General features: G+C 60.1%; 17 protein-coding genes and 1 pseudogene. 7 read left to right on the top strand and 11 right to left on the bottom strand.

Annotated elements, in window-relative coordinates:
• Positions 1 to 35 precede the first annotated feature (35 nt).
• The 8 genes from Harman_RS20265 to Harman_RS20230 all read right to left on the bottom strand — a co-directional run bounded on the left by Harman_RS20265 (position 36) and on the right by Harman_RS20230 (position 5,992).
• Positions 36 to 515, bottom strand: a complete 480-nt coding sequence (locus tag Harman_RS20265) for a pyridoxamine 5'-phosphate oxidase family protein (RefSeq protein ID WP_137685497.1) — start codon at positions 513 to 515, stop codon at positions 36 to 38.
• A gap of 155 nt (positions 516 to 670) precedes the next feature.
• Positions 671 to 1,360, bottom strand: a complete 690-nt coding sequence (locus tag Harman_RS20260; protein WP_137685496.1) for an urease accessory protein UreF — start codon at positions 1,358 to 1,360, stop codon at positions 671 to 673.
• Positions 1,357 to 1,938, bottom strand: coding sequence for an urease accessory protein UreE (locus Harman_RS20255; RefSeq protein ID WP_137685495.1), 582 nt, complete (start codon positions 1,936 to 1,938; stop codon positions 1,357 to 1,359). Before Harman_RS20255 ends, Harman_RS20260 begins: the two co-directional genes overlap by 4 nt.
• A complete protein-coding gene (locus Harman_RS20250; RefSeq protein WP_137685494.1) occupies positions 1,938 to 2,837 on the bottom strand; it encodes an urease accessory protein UreD in 900 nt (299 codons plus the stop codon). The genes Harman_RS20255 and Harman_RS20250 overlap by 1 nt, the downstream gene beginning before the upstream one ends.
• Entirely contained in the window at positions 2,837 to 3,460 is a 624-nt protein-coding gene (ureG, locus tag Harman_RS20245; protein WP_137685493.1) for an urease accessory protein UreG, read from the bottom strand. Before ureG ends, Harman_RS20250 begins: the two co-directional genes overlap by 1 nt.
• On the bottom strand, positions 3,457 to 3,870 hold the full coding sequence (locus Harman_RS20240; RefSeq protein ID WP_137685492.1) for an urease subunit gamma: 414 nt from the start codon (positions 3,868 to 3,870) through the stop codon (positions 3,457 to 3,459). Before Harman_RS20240 ends, ureG begins: the two co-directional genes overlap by 4 nt.
• Positions 3,867 to 5,573 carry an urease subunit alpha gene (ureC, locus tag Harman_RS20235; protein WP_137685491.1) on the bottom strand — a complete coding sequence of 569 codons (1,707 nt, stop codon included), beginning with the start codon at positions 5,571 to 5,573 and terminating at the stop codon, positions 3,867 to 3,869. The genes Harman_RS20240 and ureC overlap by 4 nt, the downstream gene beginning before the upstream one ends.
• Positions 5,570 to 5,992 carry an urease subunit beta gene (locus Harman_RS20230; RefSeq protein WP_137685490.1) on the bottom strand — a complete coding sequence of 141 codons (423 nt, stop codon included), beginning with the start codon at positions 5,990 to 5,992 and terminating at the stop codon, positions 5,570 to 5,572. Before Harman_RS20230 ends, ureC begins: the two co-directional genes overlap by 4 nt.
• 632 nt (positions 5,993 to 6,624) lie before the next feature.
• Here Harman_RS20230 and Harman_RS20225 point away from each other — a divergent pair.
• From Harman_RS20225 to Harman_RS20195, 7 genes are all read left to right on the top strand, one after another.
• A complete protein-coding gene (locus Harman_RS20225; RefSeq protein WP_137685489.1) occupies positions 6,625 to 7,932 on the top strand; it encodes an urea ABC transporter substrate-binding protein in 1,308 nt (435 codons plus the stop codon).
• A gap of 2 nt (positions 7,933 to 7,934) precedes the next feature.
• Positions 7,935 to 8,873: an urea ABC transporter, permease protein UrtB gene (gene urtB / locus Harman_RS20220; protein WP_137685488.1), complete on the top strand. Its 939-nt coding sequence runs from the start codon at positions 7,935 to 7,937 to the stop codon at positions 8,871 to 8,873.
• Positions 8,874 to 10,028: an urea ABC transporter, permease protein UrtC gene (gene urtC / locus Harman_RS20215; protein ID WP_137685487.1), complete on the top strand. Its 1,155-nt coding sequence runs from the start codon at positions 8,874 to 8,876 to the stop codon at positions 10,026 to 10,028.
• Entirely contained in the window at positions 10,028 to 10,834 is an 807-nt protein-coding gene (locus Harman_RS20210; protein ID WP_137685486.1) for an ABC transporter ATP-binding protein, read from the top strand. The genes urtC and Harman_RS20210 overlap by 1 nt, the downstream gene beginning before the upstream one ends.
• Positions 10,834 to 11,532, top strand: a complete 699-nt coding sequence (locus Harman_RS20205; protein WP_137685509.1) for an ABC transporter ATP-binding protein — start codon at positions 10,834 to 10,836, stop codon at positions 11,530 to 11,532. Before Harman_RS20210 ends, Harman_RS20205 begins: the two co-directional genes overlap by 1 nt.
• A 166-nt stretch (positions 11,533 to 11,698) precedes the next feature.
• Positions 11,699 to 13,114 carry a sodium-dependent transporter gene (locus tag Harman_RS20200; RefSeq protein ID WP_137685485.1) on the top strand — a complete coding sequence of 472 codons (1,416 nt, stop codon included), beginning with the start codon at positions 11,699 to 11,701 and terminating at the stop codon, positions 13,112 to 13,114.
• An 868-nt stretch (positions 13,115 to 13,982) separates the two neighbouring features.
• A complete protein-coding gene (locus tag Harman_RS20195; protein WP_137685484.1) occupies positions 13,983 to 15,227 on the top strand; it encodes a Cdc6/Cdc18 family protein in 1,245 nt (414 codons plus the stop codon).
• Between the two features lie 358 nt (positions 15,228 to 15,585).
• Here Harman_RS20195 and Harman_RS20190 read toward each other — a convergent pair whose 3' ends face one another.
• The 3 genes and pseudogenes from Harman_RS20190 to Harman_RS20175 all read right to left on the bottom strand — a co-directional run.
• Entirely contained in the window at positions 15,586 to 15,942 is a 357-nt protein-coding gene (locus Harman_RS20190) for a HalOD1 output domain-containing protein (protein ID WP_137685483.1), read from the bottom strand.
• 481 nt (positions 15,943 to 16,423) lie between these two features.
• Positions 16,424 to 17,080, bottom strand: a complete 657-nt coding sequence (locus Harman_RS20185) for a lactate utilization protein (protein ID WP_137685482.1) — start codon at positions 17,078 to 17,080, stop codon at positions 16,424 to 16,426.
• An 868-nt stretch (positions 17,081 to 17,948) separates the two neighbouring features.
• A pseudogene (locus Harman_RS20175) lies at positions 17,949 to 18,048 on the bottom strand (IS1595 family transposase); the annotation flags it as partial.

Here is an 18,048-nt window from a genome sequence, read left to right as displayed (position 1 = left end):
ATGGCTGTAGCGGTTTGGTTACGCGGGGACGGCAGTCACGGCTCGATGTTCTCCCGAAAGTCGGGTGCCAGACCGGTCTGGCGAATACCGGCTAGGTCCGTTATCTCGAATTGATAGAGCGTGACACCGCCGGAGGTGGTGGCCGTCTGGAGCGTGTTGGGTCGCCAGGCGTTCTGGGTTATTGCCTCGATTTCTGGCCAGTCGTCCTCCGGGACACTGGTGATATCGCCATCGAGCATGACGCTTTGCCACTCGAATGCGGTGTCGACGTTGTAGACGAGAAACCGGCCACGGCCTGCTTTCTCGGTCAGTTCCGCCTTCTGGCTCGATTCACCGGTTACGTACGTGAAATAGAGACAGGACCCGTTGTCGAAGCCGTACGACAGCGGAATCAGATACGGGATATCCGACATCGGTAGGCCCAAGACCCCGGTCGAGTGTGTGGAGAGGAACGCCTCGATCTCTTCGTCGTCCATCTGTTCGAGCCCGTACTCTTCTAATTGGTCGATTGTCATAGGTCGCGTCTACTCATCCGGTTCCGTATCACGATTACAACTGAAAGATTAAAAAAGTAGAGCGGGTCCTGAGAGGAGCGATGGCTATCGGTTTGGGCCGAGCGTATTCGCTGTCCCCAAGCTTTCGCGTCGCCAATATCCGTTTCGTCCGGTCGTTAGCTGGCGAACAGTCGCCGCTCTGCGCGTTCGTGCTCGGCGGCTACTACGTCGACCAGTGGCGCAAACGGGGTCATCTGGTCAATCGTTCGGTCTTCGCTGTCGTCGACGGCCTCTGCCATCACCGACCTCAGATCGTCGAGGATTCGTTGGGCATCCGTATGGCCAAGCGAGAGGAGGCGCTGGGCAGCACCCAGCAGTCCGGTGACGAACCCGTGACAGCACAGCAGGCAGGCATCACGGACATCCACGTCAGCCAGCCCCGTCGCAACGCCAAGGACAACGGCATAGTTTCCGGGCGATCCGTCAGCGGCGACGCGCTCAGCATACCGGTCCAGTACCGGCTCGTCACGGAGGTCCGTCTGGAGTGAGAGCAGCCGGTCACCGGATCGTTGGGCGCTCTCGCGGAACTCCGCTGCCAGGGTTACGGCCGAAAGCCGTCGGTCAGCCTCACAGATCGCATCGAGGTCTCCCTCGGTTGCAGCGGCGTGTGCGGCCCGGAGGGCAACGAGTTCAGCAGGCCCGACCTGGTGGCGGAGATACGTCACGAGAAGCGCTTCGAGGTCCGCCGCGTCTTCGACGCGGTCGTCCTGAATGAACTGTTCTAACCCGTAGGAGACGGTGTAGGTCCCGACGGGGAGAAACGAGTCTGCCAGCCGGAACGATTCAAGCGTCGCGGTATCGCTCATTGGTCGCCCCCGTCGATAGTCCGGACGCCGTGGCCGTGAGCGTGGCCAGCGCCGCCGTGACTGTGGCCGCCTTCGCCATGCGTGTGGTCGCCGCCGTGGCTGTGGTCGACCCCGTCGTCATCGAACGTCGTCGGCGGAACGTGTTCGTACCGCGTCGGCACATCCGCGGGGAGCAGTTCGGCGACCGTATCTTCCATCCGGTCCTTCGAGTCAGTCACGGGGAACAGCGCTTCCTGGTCCCGGACCGCGAGATTCCAGTGTTTGTTCCCCACGGCGTGACCGAGTTCCAGCGCCGCGGTCGGTGACACCGCGCTGTCGGCGAAATCGAGCACGAGGGCCTCGATTGCGGCGAGTTCGACGACGACGAGGGTTCCGTCCTCGGCTTCGAGCACGTCGCCGTCGCCGAGGTCGCGGGCAACCACGATTCCGAGGTCCCGGCCGTCGGTCGTTTCGGTTCGGACCCGCGAGCGCTGGCGTTCGGTGTCCGAGAGTACGACAGTGCCGTGGTCCGACGCTTCGAGGGCATCGGCGACGGCGTCGTCATCACGGTGGCCGAGGTAGGTGTCTGCGACCAACATCAGTACTTCCTCCCTGAGGGGGCGGGAACGTCCAGCAACTCCTGTCGAGCGTGGTCCCAGGCTCCATGGAGCGTGGCCTGGACCGTCTCGGCCCTATCGCCGAGAGCGCGGACCGCGACGCCAGCGCCGTTGGGGAGCGCTGTCGCACCGGCCCGGGCTTCGCCATCGGTGACGACCGCGTGTAGGGCGTCGCTCAGTTCGGTCTCGTCCCGGTCCGGAGCAAGGACGAACGTCGTCCCGTAGACGGTGAACTCGCCGAGAACGCCGGGAGCCGTGGGGTCCGAATCCGCCGGTGTCAGGTGTGTCGCGTCCTCGAACAGGAGCCCATCAGGGCCGGTCCCGCGCACGCGGGAGATATATCGCTCGAACTCGAACCGCTCGCCCCGAGCGAGTCGGCCGGGGACGACCACGTCACTGACGACGGCTGTCGCGCCGGGAGCGAGGTCGACCGTGAGTTCCTGGAAGTACCTGGAATCGGCGTGGAGAATCGTCGGCTCGGGGACGTACTCCAGGTGGCCGCCAGCCCCGACACTGAGAGTCGTGTCGGCGGCGGCGTAGTTACACGTCATCGTCTGTACTTTCGTCGAGCTCTGGGTCGAGACGTGCGCGATGGCTTCGTCCCCGACAGCTATCGACACGTCGTGACGGTCACCCTGGGCGATGCCGCCGGTCGGCGACTGTATGAAGACGGTGTCGGCGCTGGGGTGGGGGTCGTGTGCCAGCGTGCCCGAGATGTGGAACGGGACCGTCGCGTAGTCGTGGACCAGAGCCGTTCCGTCGGCCGTCCGCTCGAAGGTCAGTTCGAGTACGCCGTCTTTCCCCGGCGATCCCACGGCGGCCTGTGGCACGGCCTCGGTCGCGTACCCCTCGAAGGCTGGGTGGGGCGCGTCGGCGGCCATCAGGCGAACAGCACCCCCTCGCGGACGTGTGACAGCACCTCGTCGATGCCCGACTCGTCCTTGCAGTTCGTGAACTCGACCGGCCCGTCGCGGACCTCGTCGGCGTCCCGTTCCATCACGTCGAGGTCGACACCGACATGGGGGGCGAGGTCGGTCTTGTTGATGACAAGCAGGTCACAGTCGACGACCCCCGGCCCGCGCTTGCGGGGGATGTCTTCGCCTTCCGCGACCGAGATGACATACAGCGAGTAATCCGCGAGTTCGGGGTTGAACGTCGCCGCGAGGTTGTCGCCGCCGCTCTCGACGAGCACCAGGTCGAGTTCCGGGTGCTCGGCGAGAAACGAATCGATCTGCTGGAGGTTCATCGACGGGTCCTCGCGGATACCCGTGTGCGGGCACGCACCTGTTTCGACGCCGGCTACGAGGTCCTCGGGAACGACCCCAGCAAAGCGCTCACGGAGCACGTCGGCGTCCTCCTGTGTGAGAATATCGTTGGCGATGACGCCCACGTCAAGCCCCTGGTCGCGCAGTTCGGGGACGAGCGCGGTCAGCAACGATGTCTTCCCGGAGCCGACCGGGCCGCCGATACCGACCGTCGCTACGTCGCGGTGTGTGAGACTCATTCGTCTGTCCCCGGTTGTTCGTCGCCGCCGTCAGTCGCCGCTTCGTCACCACCGTCGGTCGCTGTCTCTGCCGCTTCCGTATCGTCATCGGCTGACCCGACGCTGTCGGAGCGGATCGGATCGTGGACCGTGACAAGTTTCGTGCCGTCGGGGAACACCGGTTCGACCTGGATCATGTCGATCATCTCCGGGACGCCGTCCATCACGTCTTCGCGGCCGAGCAGTTTCGACGCGCCGGAGCGGATTTCGGCGACCGATTGGCCGTCCCGACCGCGCTCGATACACCAGTCGCTGATGTAGGCGACGGCTTCGGGGTGGTTCAGCGGGACGCCGCGTTCCTTGCGGCGTCGCGCGACCTCTGCGGCGGTAAACACCGTGAGTCGTTCCTGTTCTTTGGCTGTGAGTTTCATAGCATGTACCGCTGTGCGAGTGGGAGTTCTGAAGACGGTTCGCAGGTGACGTGGTCGCCGTCGACCTTGACCTCGAAGGTTTCGGGATCGACCTCGATGTCGTCGGGGCAGTAGTCGTTGTGCACCATGTCGTCCTTGCCGGGCGTGCGTGCGCCCTCGATCGGAACGACACGGGAGTCCAGCCCGTACTCGTCGCCGACGTTGGCCTCGGCGGCCGCCGGGGAGACGAACGACAGCGAGAGGGCGTGTTTGGCCTTCCCGACCGCGCCGGCCCGTTCACGCTGGATGATGGGCTCGCAAGTCATCAGCGAGCCGTTGGCCTCCCCCATCTCCGAGTGGACCGGGAAGCCGCCCTTGAACGTCATCGCCGGCTTGACGCCGAAAAAGGCGGGGTCCCACAGGCAGATATCAGCGAGTTTGCCGGGTTCGAGCGTCCCGACGTGGTCCTCGATGCCGGCGCTGATAGCGGGGTTGACTGTGTACTTGGCGATGTAGCGCTTGATCCGGTAGTTGTCCGCGCCGGTCCCCTCGTCCTCGGGGAGCGGGCCACGTTGGGACTTCATCTTCGAGGCCGTCTGCCACGTCCGCGGGATGACCTCGGCCATCCGCCCCATCGCCTGGGAGTCGGAGGTCATCATCGAGATGGCCCCCATGTCGTGGAGCACGTCCTCGGCGGCGATTGTCTCGGCGCGCACACGCGACTCCGCGAAGGCCACGTCCTCGGGCACGTCGGGGTTGAGGTGGTGACACACCATCACCATGTCCAGGTGCTCGTCGAACGTGTTGTCGGTGTAGGGCATCGACGGGTTCGTCGACGACGGCAGCATGTTCGGTTCGCCGACCATCTCCATGATGTCCGGGGCGTGGCCGCCGCCAGCACCCTCAATGTGAAACAGGTGCATCGTCCGGCCGTCCACGGCCCCGAACGTGTTCTCGACGAAGCCGGCCTCGTTCAGCGTGTCCGTGTGCATGCACACCTGCACGTCCTCGTCCTCGGCTACTTCGAGGCAGGTGTCGATTGTCTCGGGCGTCGACCCCCAGTCCTCGTGGAGTTTCAGCCCGCAGGCACCCGCTTCGACCTGCTCACGCAGTGGACCGGGGTCGGAGGCGTTCCCTTTCCCGTAGAAGCCGACGTTGACGGGCCACGCCTCGGCGGCCTGGAGAAAGCGCTTGATGTTCTCCGGGCCGGTGGTGGTCGTCGTCGCGCCGCCGCCGTACCCGCCGCCGAGCATCGTCGTGATCCCGCCCGACAGCGCGTGTTCGTGAAGCTGTGCGGAGTTGAAGTGGATGTGGATGTCGAGGCCGCCGGCGGTCGCTATCTTCCCCTCTGCTGGGTAAACATCCGTTGACGGACCGACAACCATGTCGACGCCGTCCATCGTGTCTGGATTGCCGGCCTTCCCGATGCCGGCGATTTCCCCGTTCCGAATGCCGATGTCAGCAGCGACGATGCCAAGTATCGGGTCAATGATCGTCGCGTTCGTCAGCACCCAGTCGAGTGCCCCCTCTGCCTGTGTGACGCCGGGGGCCATTCCCAGCCCGTCACGGAGCGTCTTCCCGCCGCCGAACACCGCCTCGTCGCCGTGGGTCCGCAGGTCCTCTTCGACCTCGGCGAACAGTTCCGTGTCGCCCAGTCGGATTTTATCACCCGTCGTCGGCCCATACAGTTCGGCGTAGTTCTCGCGGTCGATGTCGCGTGTCATTGGTTTGCTTCCGACTCCGCGTCGCCGTTGTCCGGGGCCGGCTCGCCCGTATCACGGAACCCGGCCGCACGCATCCGTTCGACAGCGTCGTCCGTCTCGCCGTCGACACTCCCGTTGACAAGTCCGTTCATGCCGTGGGCACGGCGCTTTCCGCCGATTTCAACGAGCTCGACCGTCTGTTCATCGCCGGGTTCGAACCGGACAGCCGTGCCAGCAGGGATGTTCAGCCGCATCCCCATGGCTGCCTCGCGGTCAAATTCGAGAGCCGCGTTGGCTTCGAAGAAGTGGAAGTGTGATCCGACCTGGGACGGCCGGTCACCAGTGTTGCCGACCGTCACCTCGGTCGTCTCGCGACCCTCATTTAATGTCACGGTCCCCTCGCCCGGGATGACCTCACCAGGCACGAGTTCGTCACTCATCTCGCCACCGTCCCGAAGGTTTCTGACTGTTCGTCTATCATCTGCCCCTCTCTTTGAATACACATACTAAAATGGTTGCTCTCTGTGCAAGTGACGCCTCTATATCGAGAACAGGATTAAATACCAAATTTTCACTCCCATATAAAGGGTCCTGACTATCAAACTGTCACACTTCTCGGGGCCAACGCGACTCACGTCCAATCTTCTGGTGCTGTCAGCGACAGGAACACCCGTAGCGCGGCCGAGACTCTGAGAGGGAATCTGTGGAGCGAAAAGGCAAAACTAGCCGATAATAGCGGAACAGACCGTCTCACCCCGAAAACTATCACCAACATCTCACTTTTAGTGTATCATCAGGGACGGGCCTAAATTACTGAATAATTCAAATTTAGTCGGTCGTCCTAGTGGTATCGCTGACTATTCGTCATATCCTTTGACGACCTTATACTCTCCCGACGGAATGGAGGACAATATAAGATGAGAGTGATAAACCTTATTTACTTCCTACCGAACGGCAACACTGTGAGCGAAATCATGGACGAACGTTTGGATATGAGTGGTAAATCAGCTGAAATGACCAACGATCTCGGCTATAACTATTCCGTTTGCGGTTCCCTGCTGGAGGGAGCAGAATGAGCCGTCGGTCAGTCAGCCGTCGGCAGTTCCTCGGTGCAAGTGGGGCCGCTGTCGTTGCGGGCCTCGCCGGCTGTTCGGCCGGCGAAAGCGGCACCTCGACTGACACTGCGAGCAGCGCCGACACGCTCAAGATCGGCGTCCTTGAGGACCAGTCGGGGAACTTCGCCCTCGTCGGCGACCCGAAAGCGAAGGCGTCGATGCTCGCTATCGAGGAGATCAACGCCAACGGCGGGATTGATGGCAAGCAGATCGAGACGTTCCAGCGCGACCCCCAGTCGGACAATCAGCGCTATCAGGAGCTTACCCGTACGGCAATCAATGAGGAAAACGTCGACGCGCTGTGGGCGGGGTACTCATCGGCGACCAGAGAGGCCATCCGTCCGATAATCGACCGCAACGAACAGCTCTACTTCTACACCACCCAGTACGAGGGCGGTGTCTGTGACGAGTTCACGTTCGCGGTCGGTCCGACCGCCCGCCAGCAGCTCGGTATCGTCCTCCCGTATCTGGTCGAGGAGTTCGGGCCGGACATCTACACCATCGCGGCCGACTACAACTTCGGACAGCTCTCCGCGGACTGGGTGAAGGTGCTGGCCAACGAGAACGATGCGAACGTACTCGGGGAGGAGTTCATCCCGCTCAGCGAGTCCTCGTTTGGCTCGACCATCAACCGGATCCAGGAGGCCGACCCGGACTTCGTCATGTCGATGCTCGTCGGAGCGAACCACACGTCGTTCTACGAGCAAAAGGCATCGGCCGGCCTCGATATTCCCATCGGCACTTCGACGGCTATGGCACAGGGGTACGAACACCGACGGCTCAACCCCCCGGCGATGGCAAACATCTACGCGGGCGTCAACTACATGGAGGAAGTGCCGACCGATAGCAACACACGCGACGGCGGCTTCGTCGACCGGTACTTCGAGATGTACCCCGACGCCCCCTACCTCAACGAGGAGGCCGAGACCAACTACTTCTCGACGTACATGTACAAGAAGGCCGTCGAGCAGGCCGGCACGACCGAACAGCCGGAAGTCATCGATGCCCTGGAGTCGGGAATCGAACTGGGTACCGAAGAGGCACCCGAAGCGCCGGAGGGCGAGACCATCAGTCTCGACGGCGCGACCCACCACGTCGACCACCACATGTGGATCATGCGCGCTGACGAGGAACACAACATCGAGGCCGTCGAGAACCGGCAGATCCCCGAACAGTTCCTCTCGGAGACGGTCGGCTGTAACCTCCCCGAGAACCCGGAACAGACCCAGTACACCCCGGTCGACTACTACGAGGAGGCCGAGTAGGGATGGTAAACGGCATCAACCTCGCGTTACAGTTCCTCGATAGCTTCGCGTTCATCGTGCTCGCCGCGGCGGGGTTGGCCATCATCTTCGGGATCATGGGCGTCATCAATCTGGCACACGGGGAGTTCATCCTCATCGGCGCGTACACGACGACGCTCGCCGCGACGCAGCTGGGCCTGCCACTCGTCGTGGCGATGGTCGTCGGCGGCGTCGTCACCGGCGTTTTCGGAATCATCACGGAGCGAGTCATCATCTCCGGCGCGTGGCCGAATTGGGTCAGTCAGCGGACGTTGGGTCGCGATGTCATCGAACCGCTGTATGACCGACTGGCCGATTCGATGGTCGCCACGTTCGGGCTCAGCCTGATACTGACCCAGGGCGCTCGGATTCGGTTTGGGAACTCCATCGACCAGATATCCACCCCCTTCGGTGCGATCTCGTACGGGTCGTTCTCCTACTCGACGTACCGAATTGTCCTGGCCGGCGTCAGTATCGGGCTGCTGGTAGCCACCTACTACCTGTTTACCCGGACCGACTTCGGGATGCGCGCCCGGGCGACGATACAGGACAAGGAAACGGCACAGGCCATGGGTGTCAACACTGACCGGATGTACATGCTGACGTTCGGGATCGGATCGGCGCTGGCCGGGCTGACCGGCGCACTCTTTGCGCCAGTCATCTCGATGCAGCCGACGCTCGGGGACCAGTTCCTCGTCGAGGCGTTCGTTGCCGTCGTCGTCGGCGGCCCGAGTGTCGTCCTCGGGACCGCGCTGTCGGGGGGCGTCCTCGGGGCGATTCTGGCCGTGTTCTCGAACCTTTACGGGACGTTCATCGGCCGTATCGCCTTGCTCGTCGCCGCGCTGATCGCACTCCGATTCCTCCCGGAAGGTATCACCGGCTTCATCGAACAGGTACAGAAACGCAGACAGGAGAGCGAATAAATGTCGACAAACAGTGCAAACGGCGAGGCGAACAGTTCGCTCCTGGGCCGGCTCCGTAGCCCGTTCGAAGGGCCGAACACCATCGGCGAGTCCCGCGGGTTCTGGGTCGGCTTCCTGGTCGCCGTGGCGGCGCTCGTCGTCTACCCGGTGTTCGGCGACGGCTCGCAGTTGTCGTTGTTCATGATCCTGGCCCTGCTAGGGCTCTCGCTATCACTCGTTTGGGGCTACTCGGGCGTGCTGAGCTTCGGGCAGGTCGTCTTTTTCGGGATCGGTGCCTACACGTTCGGCGTCGTCTCGATCAACTTCGCGACCCCAGGCGGTATCACGGCTGCCGTCGTCGCCGGGATCGTCGGCGGTGGCGTCAGCGCGGCGATACTGGGCTACTTCATGTTCTACGGCGGCGTCCGTGACGTGTACGTCACCATTATCACGCTCGTCTCGACAATCGTTATGCACACGTTCATGGCCCAGACCGCCGGGTCGGAGTGGGCCATCGGCGAGGCAGCACTCGGTGGGTTCAACGGAATGCCCGATATCCCGCTGTTGACGTTGGGCGTCGAGGGTGCGTCGTACCAGTTCATCTACAATCCGTTCCCGATGCGGATTATTGGTATCGGAGCCTTCGAAATCAGCCCGTTCTATTACCTCGTGTTGGTATTGCTGGTCGGAACGTATCTCGCCTTGCGGGTCCTCGTCAACTCCGACTACGGCCGCGTGATGGTCGCCATCCGCGAGGACGAGGACCGGACCGAGATGTTCGGCTACAACGTGACCCGCGTCAAGTTCATCGTGTTCACGCTCGGTGGCGCGCTGGCGGGCCTCTCAGGCGTGCTGTACGCCGCACGGAACGTGTACATCGATCCCACTGTGTTCTCACTGCTGTTTGCGACGCTGCCGGTCATCTGGGTGAGTATCGGCGGTCGAAAGAGCCTGCTCGGGGCCGCCGTTGCAACGCTTGCCGTCGAATACCTCCGCATCTCGATGGCGGGGGAACTAGCGCTGGTCCTGCTTGGCACCCTGTTGCTGGTGACGATTCTGGTGCTCCCCGACGGGGTCGTTCCGTGGGTCCATCAGCGGATCGTCACTGCCCGGATTGGCCCGGGTGAGGACAACGGACCCAACGTACCGGAGACATCGAGTGAGGTGAGCGACTAATGAGTGATACTGAAACCGAATCCGAGACCGATTCGCTCGGACCGAACGTCCGACAGACCGCGGCGGAGTTGGCAACGGGAGACAGAACGGAGACGCTGCTACAGACCGATGGCCTCGTCAAGCAGTTCGGCGGGTTTACTGCTACCGACGACGTGGACTTCTCGGTCGACGAGGGAGAGCTCCGATGTCTCATCGGCCCCAACGGCGCTGGCAAGTCGACGTTACTGAACCTGATTACCGGGACGTACGAGGCTAGCGACGGCAGTATCTACTACAACGGCCACGATATCACCGATCTCGACCCACACCAGCGGGTCTCGCGCGGTATCAGTATGAAATTCCAGGTCCCGTCCGTGTACGGTGACCTGAGCGTCAGAGAGAATGTCAGGCTCCCCGTCCAGCAGTTCGCCGACGGGGAGGAGCGACGGCGGCTAGTCGCCGAGGCCATCGAGGCCGCAGGGCTGACCGGTTACGAGGATGTTGCCGCCGCCCAACTCTCACACGGCCAGCAACAGCAGCTGGAAATCGGGATGGCTGCCGCACTCGAACCTGATCTGCTCTTGTTGGACGAGCCGGTCGCCGGCCTCGACGTGGCCGAACGCGAGGCCATCGCTGAGCGCATCATGCGGCTCAACGAGGAGCAGGGAATCGCCTTTATCGTCATCGAACACGACACCGACTTCGTCGCGAGCATCGCCGAAGAAGTGACCGTCCTGCACAACGGCGAGGTGTTCCGCGAAGGGCCGATTGAGGAGATAGAATCCGACCCAGAGGTCCAGCGGATATATCTGGGTGGTGAGTCATGATGCTGGAACTCGACGACGTTTCCGCCGCCTACGACACGACACCGATACTGCGGGACGTGGACCTCTCTGTCGAGGAAGGAGAAATCGTCGGCGTGATGGGGAAAAACGGCGTCGGCAAGACGACGCTCCTGAAGACGGTGATGGGCTTGCTGGAACCCAGCGAGGGGACCATCAGCTACAACGGCTCCGACATAACGCATGCAAGCGCCGACGAGCGTGCCCGCTCCGGTATCGGCTACATCCCGCAAGGCCGGGACGTGTTCCCCAAATTGACTGTCGAGCAGAATATCAAGATGGGGGAAACGATCCGGTCGGACAGCGACGAGACGTTGTACGACCAGATATACGACTACTTCCCGGTCCTCCAAGAGCGGGCCAGCCAGGAGGCCGGCACGCTCTCGGGCGGGCAACAGCAGATGCTTGCTATCGGGCGAGCACTGGTCTCGAACCCCGACTTGCTCCTGCTTGACGAGCCAAGCGAGGGTATCCAGCCATCTATTGTCGACCAGATCAGCCAGGACATGCAGACGATCAACGACGACCTCGGGACGACGATTCTATTCGTCGAACAGAATCTCGGCGTCATCCGTGAGATGGCCGACCGCTGTTACGCGATGGAACGGGGTACGGTCGTCGATGAACTCGGCCCATCGACGATTGCCGACGAGGACGCGATCGCGGAGTACCTCGCGGTCTGAGGTGGACTGCTGTAACCGTTTTCCGTCAGAAACGCCCGAATAAGCGGTTGATACAGTTCTCGAGGTCGGGGAGACTCGGCATATTGATACCGGAATCCTCCATAATCAACCGCAAGCAGCCGAATCAACAGGGATATGAGTGGCCACTAAACAGATCTGTACACGAATGGCCACACGTGACTCATGGATATCGAACATCGGCTTCGTACTCGCTGCCGTCGGCGGTGCGGCCGGCCTCGGGAACATCTGGCGATTCCCGTGGCTGACCGCCGGGAACGGCGGGAGCGCGTTCCTCATCGTCTACCTGCTCGTTGTCGTCGGCATCGGCGTCCCCGGATTACTCGCCGAGTTCGTCCTCGGACGCCGTGGCCGACAAACTCCGACCGCCGCGCTCCGCTCGCTCACCGGCTCCCGCTGGGGGTCCTGGCTGGGTGCGTTCAATGTCTTGACGACGCTCGTCATCCTCTCGTTTTACTCCGTCGTGGGCGGGTGGATCCTTCGCTACACGCTCGTCTCCCCGGTCGGCGCGTACTTCGGGCAGCCCCAGCAGTACTTCGGGTCGATCAGCTTCGGCCTCGGTGCGGTCGGCTTTCACTTGCTGTTTCTCGGTATCGTCGCCGGGATTGTCTTTTTCGGCGTGAGCCGCGGTATCGAACGCGTCTCGAAGGTGATGCTCCCGGGCGTCGTGCTAATACTGCTCGGCCTCGCGGGATGGACGGCGACTCAGCCAGGGACGGCCGCGGGCTATGCGTTCTATCTCAGCTTCGACGCCGACTACCTCGCTGCCAACTTCCTGAACGTCATCGGGCCAGCAGCGGGACAGGCGCTTTTCACCCTCTCGCTTGGAGCCGGAGTCATGCTGACCTACGCCTCGTATCTCGATGACAGCGCGTCGCTCCCACGAGATACGCTTGTCATCGCGGTCTCGAACACGTTCATCGGTGTCCTCGCCGGACTGGTCGTCATTCCGCTGTTGTTTTCCCAGAGTGTCGACCCGGGACAGGGCGGCCCCGGCGCGCTGTTCGTCGCGCTCGCGACGGCGTTTGCCACGCTACCGGGCGGATCACTCGTCGCCACGGCGTTTTTCGCGACCGTTCTGATGGCTGCGGTGACCAGTGGCATCAGCCTGCTCGAAACCCCCGTCGCAACACTCGTCGATAGCTTCGGGGTTCCGCGACGCCGGGCCACAGTTTTGGTCTCGGCACTGCTTGCGGTCACTGGGAGCGGACTGGCACTCACGAGCCCGGTTTTTCAGTTTGTCTCCGGCACACTGGCGGATCTGCTGTTGACGGTCGGGCTGTTCGCGTTCACCGTTATCGTCGGCTGGCTACTGCGTGACGAAGCGCTTGCGGAGTTCCGCGCCGGAACCGACCGCTTTGAGTGGATGGCTCGACCATGGCTCCTGACGGTCGGTTGGGTCCTCCCCGTCGTCGTGCTGTTCCTGTTGACGAACACGCTCGCGTCGCTCGCCGGGATGTCTCTGGGGCTTGCCGGCCGAGCGATAATCGCCGTCGTCGGAACTGTCGCCCTAGCCGTTGCAATCGGGAGGGAACGGCTGGGGAAGGCGTTGGGTTCGCATTAGCAACCCCGGCACCGAGTGCTATCATACCCGGTTCCGGGCTGTCATCGCCGATGTAAGTGTGTCCGGACCCTCACCACGGAAACCGGAAAGCGTTTTCATGAGTTGTCAGAGCAAGAGTGGTGTTTGGATGATGGTCACCCGAGATAGGTAAGTGAGAGTCACTGGGCCACTATGGCAACACCACAATGTCCGCAGTAAAGCTGCGTTAGAGAGTTCATAAAACAGGATTACTGCGGACATTGTGGCGTCCGACAGAGGGAGGGAAAAGGTACTCTGAGAGAGACACCACATTGTCCGCTGTTGTGCTGCGCCGAGAAATGAACTCCGAATTACTACGGACACAGTGGTGTCCGAATCGCTCCGGGACCCAACCCACACCACGATGTCCGCTGTTCTGGACCGGTAGATGGAGAACAGCGGACATCACGGTGTGTTCAAGAGAGGTAGAGTACGGTAAAATGCGACGTAGAGGGTTAGAAAAGACGATTCGGTGATTTATCGACTGGAAACACTCCCACCCCACATTGTCCGCAGTTCTTCGAAAACAGGCTGGGAGGGGGATGAGATGCAGCAATATTTAACGCAAGATGACGGCCATTGAGATGAGAACGCTCTAGCAGATTGTCACTCTGCAGTTCTTCTCAGCTCTCTAGCTCTGCTACGGACTAGCTCTCACCCGACTATTATAAACTTTTCTCTAGTGCATAGTTCCTTTCTACACCCCTCCCGTCGGTATTCAGTTACTGCGGACATAGTGGGGTGGGAGGGTCCCCCGATTCTTTTATAAGCAACAGAACAGCGGACACTCCGGACACTCCGGACAGGGGTGGTTTTATATAGTCTCCTTCCAATATATCTGGCAACGACTATGGGGATGTTCGAACGCGATACTGAGATCTACTTGGACCGTGATGCACTCCGGGAGGATTACCAGCCTGAAAATCTCGTGGGACGGGATACTGAACTAAACCGATACCGGGCCGCTCTCCAGCCCGTAATCAACGGTGAGCAGCCCAACAATATCTTCCTCTACGGTAAAACGGGTGTCGGTAAGACTGCTGGCACGCGGTATCTGATCGACCATCTCGAGGAGGACGCGGCCAAGTACGAGGACATCGACCTCACGGTGAAGATGTTGAACTGTGATGGCCTTTCCAGTAGTTACCAGATCGCCACCCGCCTCGTCAACGAATTCAGGGACGAGACGAGTCAGATCAGCACAACGGGATATCCCCGTGCCACAGTGTATGACATGCTGTGGACCGAACTTGACGCCTGTGGTGGTACTATCTACATCGTTCTTGACGAGGTCGATCACATCGAAGATGATAGTATTCTCTATCAACTCCCGCGTGCGCGGGCGAATGGAAATCTAAAATCAGCAAAGATCGGCATCATCGGCATCTCGAATGACTTCTCGTTCCGCGATGACCTCTCCCCGAAAGTCAAAAGCTCACTCTGTGAGGAAGAGATCCAGTTCCCTGCATACGATGCGAAGGAACTGATTCAAATCCTGCAACAGCGGGCTGATGTGGCGTTCCACGATGGCGTCCTCGAAGACGGTGTCATCGAGCTATGTGCCGCCTACGGTGCCAAAGACGCCGGTGACGCACGGCAGTCACTCGATCTCCTCATGAAAACGGGCGACCTGGCTCGCGATAAAGATACGGACACCATCTCGGAAGCGCTCGTTCGCGAAGCCCGGGATGTCCTGGAACGAGGTCGGATTCAGGAAGGGATTTCCGGCCTTACCCAACACGGTCATCTGGTCGTGTACGCGATGGTAACGCTTGATCAGGAGGGGAAGACGCCGGCCCGGACACGGGACATCCGACCCCGGTACACTAATTTCGCCGAGAAAGCGGGGATCGATCCCCTCGTTCCACGCCGCATGCGTGATCATCTGGGTGAACTGTCGATGTTGGGCATCATCTCTGCCATTGAACGCAACGAAGGGCGGCGTGGGGGCACCTACCGTGAGTATTCCCTCGAAATGGACCCCGAAATGATACTCTCAGCGCTCGAAAAGACAGTCGACGACGTGGGAATCCACAAGTCCGTCACTAATCTCGTTGATAACGAAGCGACACTCTCGGACTTCCAGTCTCCATAGGAACGGCGGACATGGTGGTGTCGAAACCGGCTGAACTGTAATGGTTCTCACGATATAGAACGGCGGACATGGTGGTGTCGAAGCCGACACCAGTAATATCTGTTACGTAACCAATAATCTCCGTTACGTAGTGTGATAGCGTCCAGTACCCCGGACATGATGGTGTCAAATCACGTGGTCCGATCTCAGACATCGGTGCGTATTTTTGAACTTTTCAGCTCGGCCTTCCGAGATTCACCTCGTTCCAGCGATTCGAGTTGTGGCTGTGGGTCTGCGGACAGAGGTTTCAAGGCTGAAGCGTCATTGGAGGGCATTAAGACCGGATGCACGAGGCAAATAGTGTCTTGTGCGGCTATAGTCAATGGTCCCCGCTACCGTCAATGTCTGCAAGTCGGATGACTCCGTCAGCACGAATCGTCACCAGAACGTCTCCGTACCGAAAGGTGGCGTTCCGGGTCGCTGGCCCAGTTGACTGATCCGGGGGAGAACCGAACAGGAGCGTCTCAATCACGCTGATATCGATGCGGCTTTGCAACGGCGACTCACGAAGTGTTTCCAAACCGTCTTCGGTATGAGTGGCGATTGCCTCCACAACGACCGAAGTGAAGCCCCGTTCGTTGCTCGGCTCGTATTGGATCTCAGTGAAATTTTCGCTTGTTTCAGCAAATAGACCCGCGTTACCAACAGCGTCATCACTCTCGCTGTTATCTTTCATTTATATACCAATTAATTAGGAAGTACATATAGGCAGTGTTTGAATATGCCGGTTGAATAAATCCGAGTCGCTATCGTATTTGTTTAGACTAGATCCTGGGTAGCCTACTACGACTTGGTTGAACCGTATCCCTGGATCAGGTGCGTCTCAGTGGTAAGTCTTCTGGACATAGCTATCAAATATAGCTATACTAAACGGCTAAATGACTTCGACAACAGCGCCAGATACGCCGACGAACGGCGGGGCCGACGGATAGTCACCGCAGTTCGGCCATGCGGCCCGCTTTCCGGACTCATTTGCGATGACCATGCCGATACAGTGGGGCTTCCATTCGTGGGGGTCGGTCGAGCCGATTCAGTAACCGGAGGCATATTGCCAGCCGATGCCCGGTGGCGGCATGACTGTTGACGGGGGGACTCAGTCAAAATCTTGCCCGCAAGCGATTATTCGCGGTTCGTCCGCGCCGACGGAACCGGTGATCTCAATAGCCGAGGTGCTCGCGAACGAGAACGACGGTGGTGCGTTCGTCTTCGAGTTCCTGGCGGAGAATGAGCTGTTTTGCGATTGCGGAGTCGACGCCGTAGGCCTCCTTTGCACGCTCGTTCTCGAGGGGATAGGCGACAGATTCCAGCCGGTCGAGCGCGTCGTCAAGCGTCGGTACGATCTTGTTGACGCCGCTGACAATGACGACGTTCTCTGCGGCGAAGGGATATGCGCCGATACGGCTCCCTGAACGATCCGCCGCGACGAGTTCGCCGGTCTGTGAAATACCGTTGATGCCACCGAGGAAGTAGTCGGCCGTCTGTGACTCCCGCCGTGCGGCCTGTCGTTTCGCATCGTCGTCGATGCTCCAGATCTCATCGGGAAGGCTCTCCCACTCGTGATCCCCGTCGCTCAGGTACTCGACGAAGCCGATTTCTTCGAGCGTTGTCGAGTGGCCGTTCATCACAGACGCATCCGCGGGGATGAGTGACTGTATCTCCGCGAGCGCATCGTCAGCCGAATCCACGACGACCACTTCGAACCCGCTTTCCTCCAGGTTCTCAACGGTCTCTTCGATGGTTGCGTCGGAAGCTAGCTCGTCCAGTGACTCGTCAATATCCGCGTGGTCTACGTAATCTGATTTCTGTTGAGACATATTGATTGGCGTTGAGTGGATCAGCATTCAAGAACAAGAGGAGCTAGTCCAAAAGTGCTCGCGGACATCAGTGTCAGGTAGTTACACCGGTGATACTCCGACGCTCACTGGTCAGATACGGTATCTAACTGGACTCTTTGAGAGCAATGGAATATCGTGTCTCGACTTCGGTAAAACCGATGTTCGCAGTGGTTGGAGTCGCTTCGCTCCAAAATAACTCGATCCACCTGATTGGTAACTGTGATATCAACTGCTGAGAACCGGGGGATAGCATATATTGCACTCCATCGGTCATGTTACGCTAACAATGCAAATGGCACGTCAAGAAACTACAGACACTATTGGGACACCCTCGAAAATGGTATTGTTTTGTCCGAGCTGTGACTTTGAGAGTGGTATTATTGGGGGAGACTGGGATGTTTCGAGTACGGAACAAACCGTTATCTATCACTGTCCGGAGTGTCAGCACTCGTTTAGTGTTTCCAACCGCAGATAACAGCCAACCAGAAAGTGGACGACGCATAGCCGGCGGCTATTTTTCGGGCTGAAATTGTACACGCTGTGGTTCGTTGTCGGTTTCGGAGTCAAGCGCCAATTAGACCGGAGAGACGGGACCCGTGAAATATTCCTTAGAGTAGATGTGTCTCTCAGCATATCGAACAACTGACTTCGCGTATCGAGCCAGCAATTTGACCGTTGTTAGTGGCGTCCCGGTTGCTGCCGATTTGGAGGAAGCAGTTGTAACACGGCTACAAGAGCGTCATACAATAGCTCACACAGAAATACTGCCAACTAATCTGGAGTGAATCGGCCGGAAGGTAGGTGTGAACGTAACAACCAACGCTCTTGTGAAGCACGTTGTTGATTTTCAGAGGGCAGCGTCGAGAGCATGTTTGAGCGCTTCGTCACCTGGTTTTCTGTAGAGTTCGCAGCGGAGCTGAAAGGCTCTAAGATACGGCGTTAGCTTA

This window comes from Haloarcula mannanilytica, from assembly GCF_005406125.1.
GTDB lineage: Archaea > Halobacteriota > Halobacteria > Halobacteriales > Haloarculaceae > Haloarcula > Haloarcula mannanilytica.
This window is presented reverse-complemented; position numbering and strand designations above follow the sequence as displayed.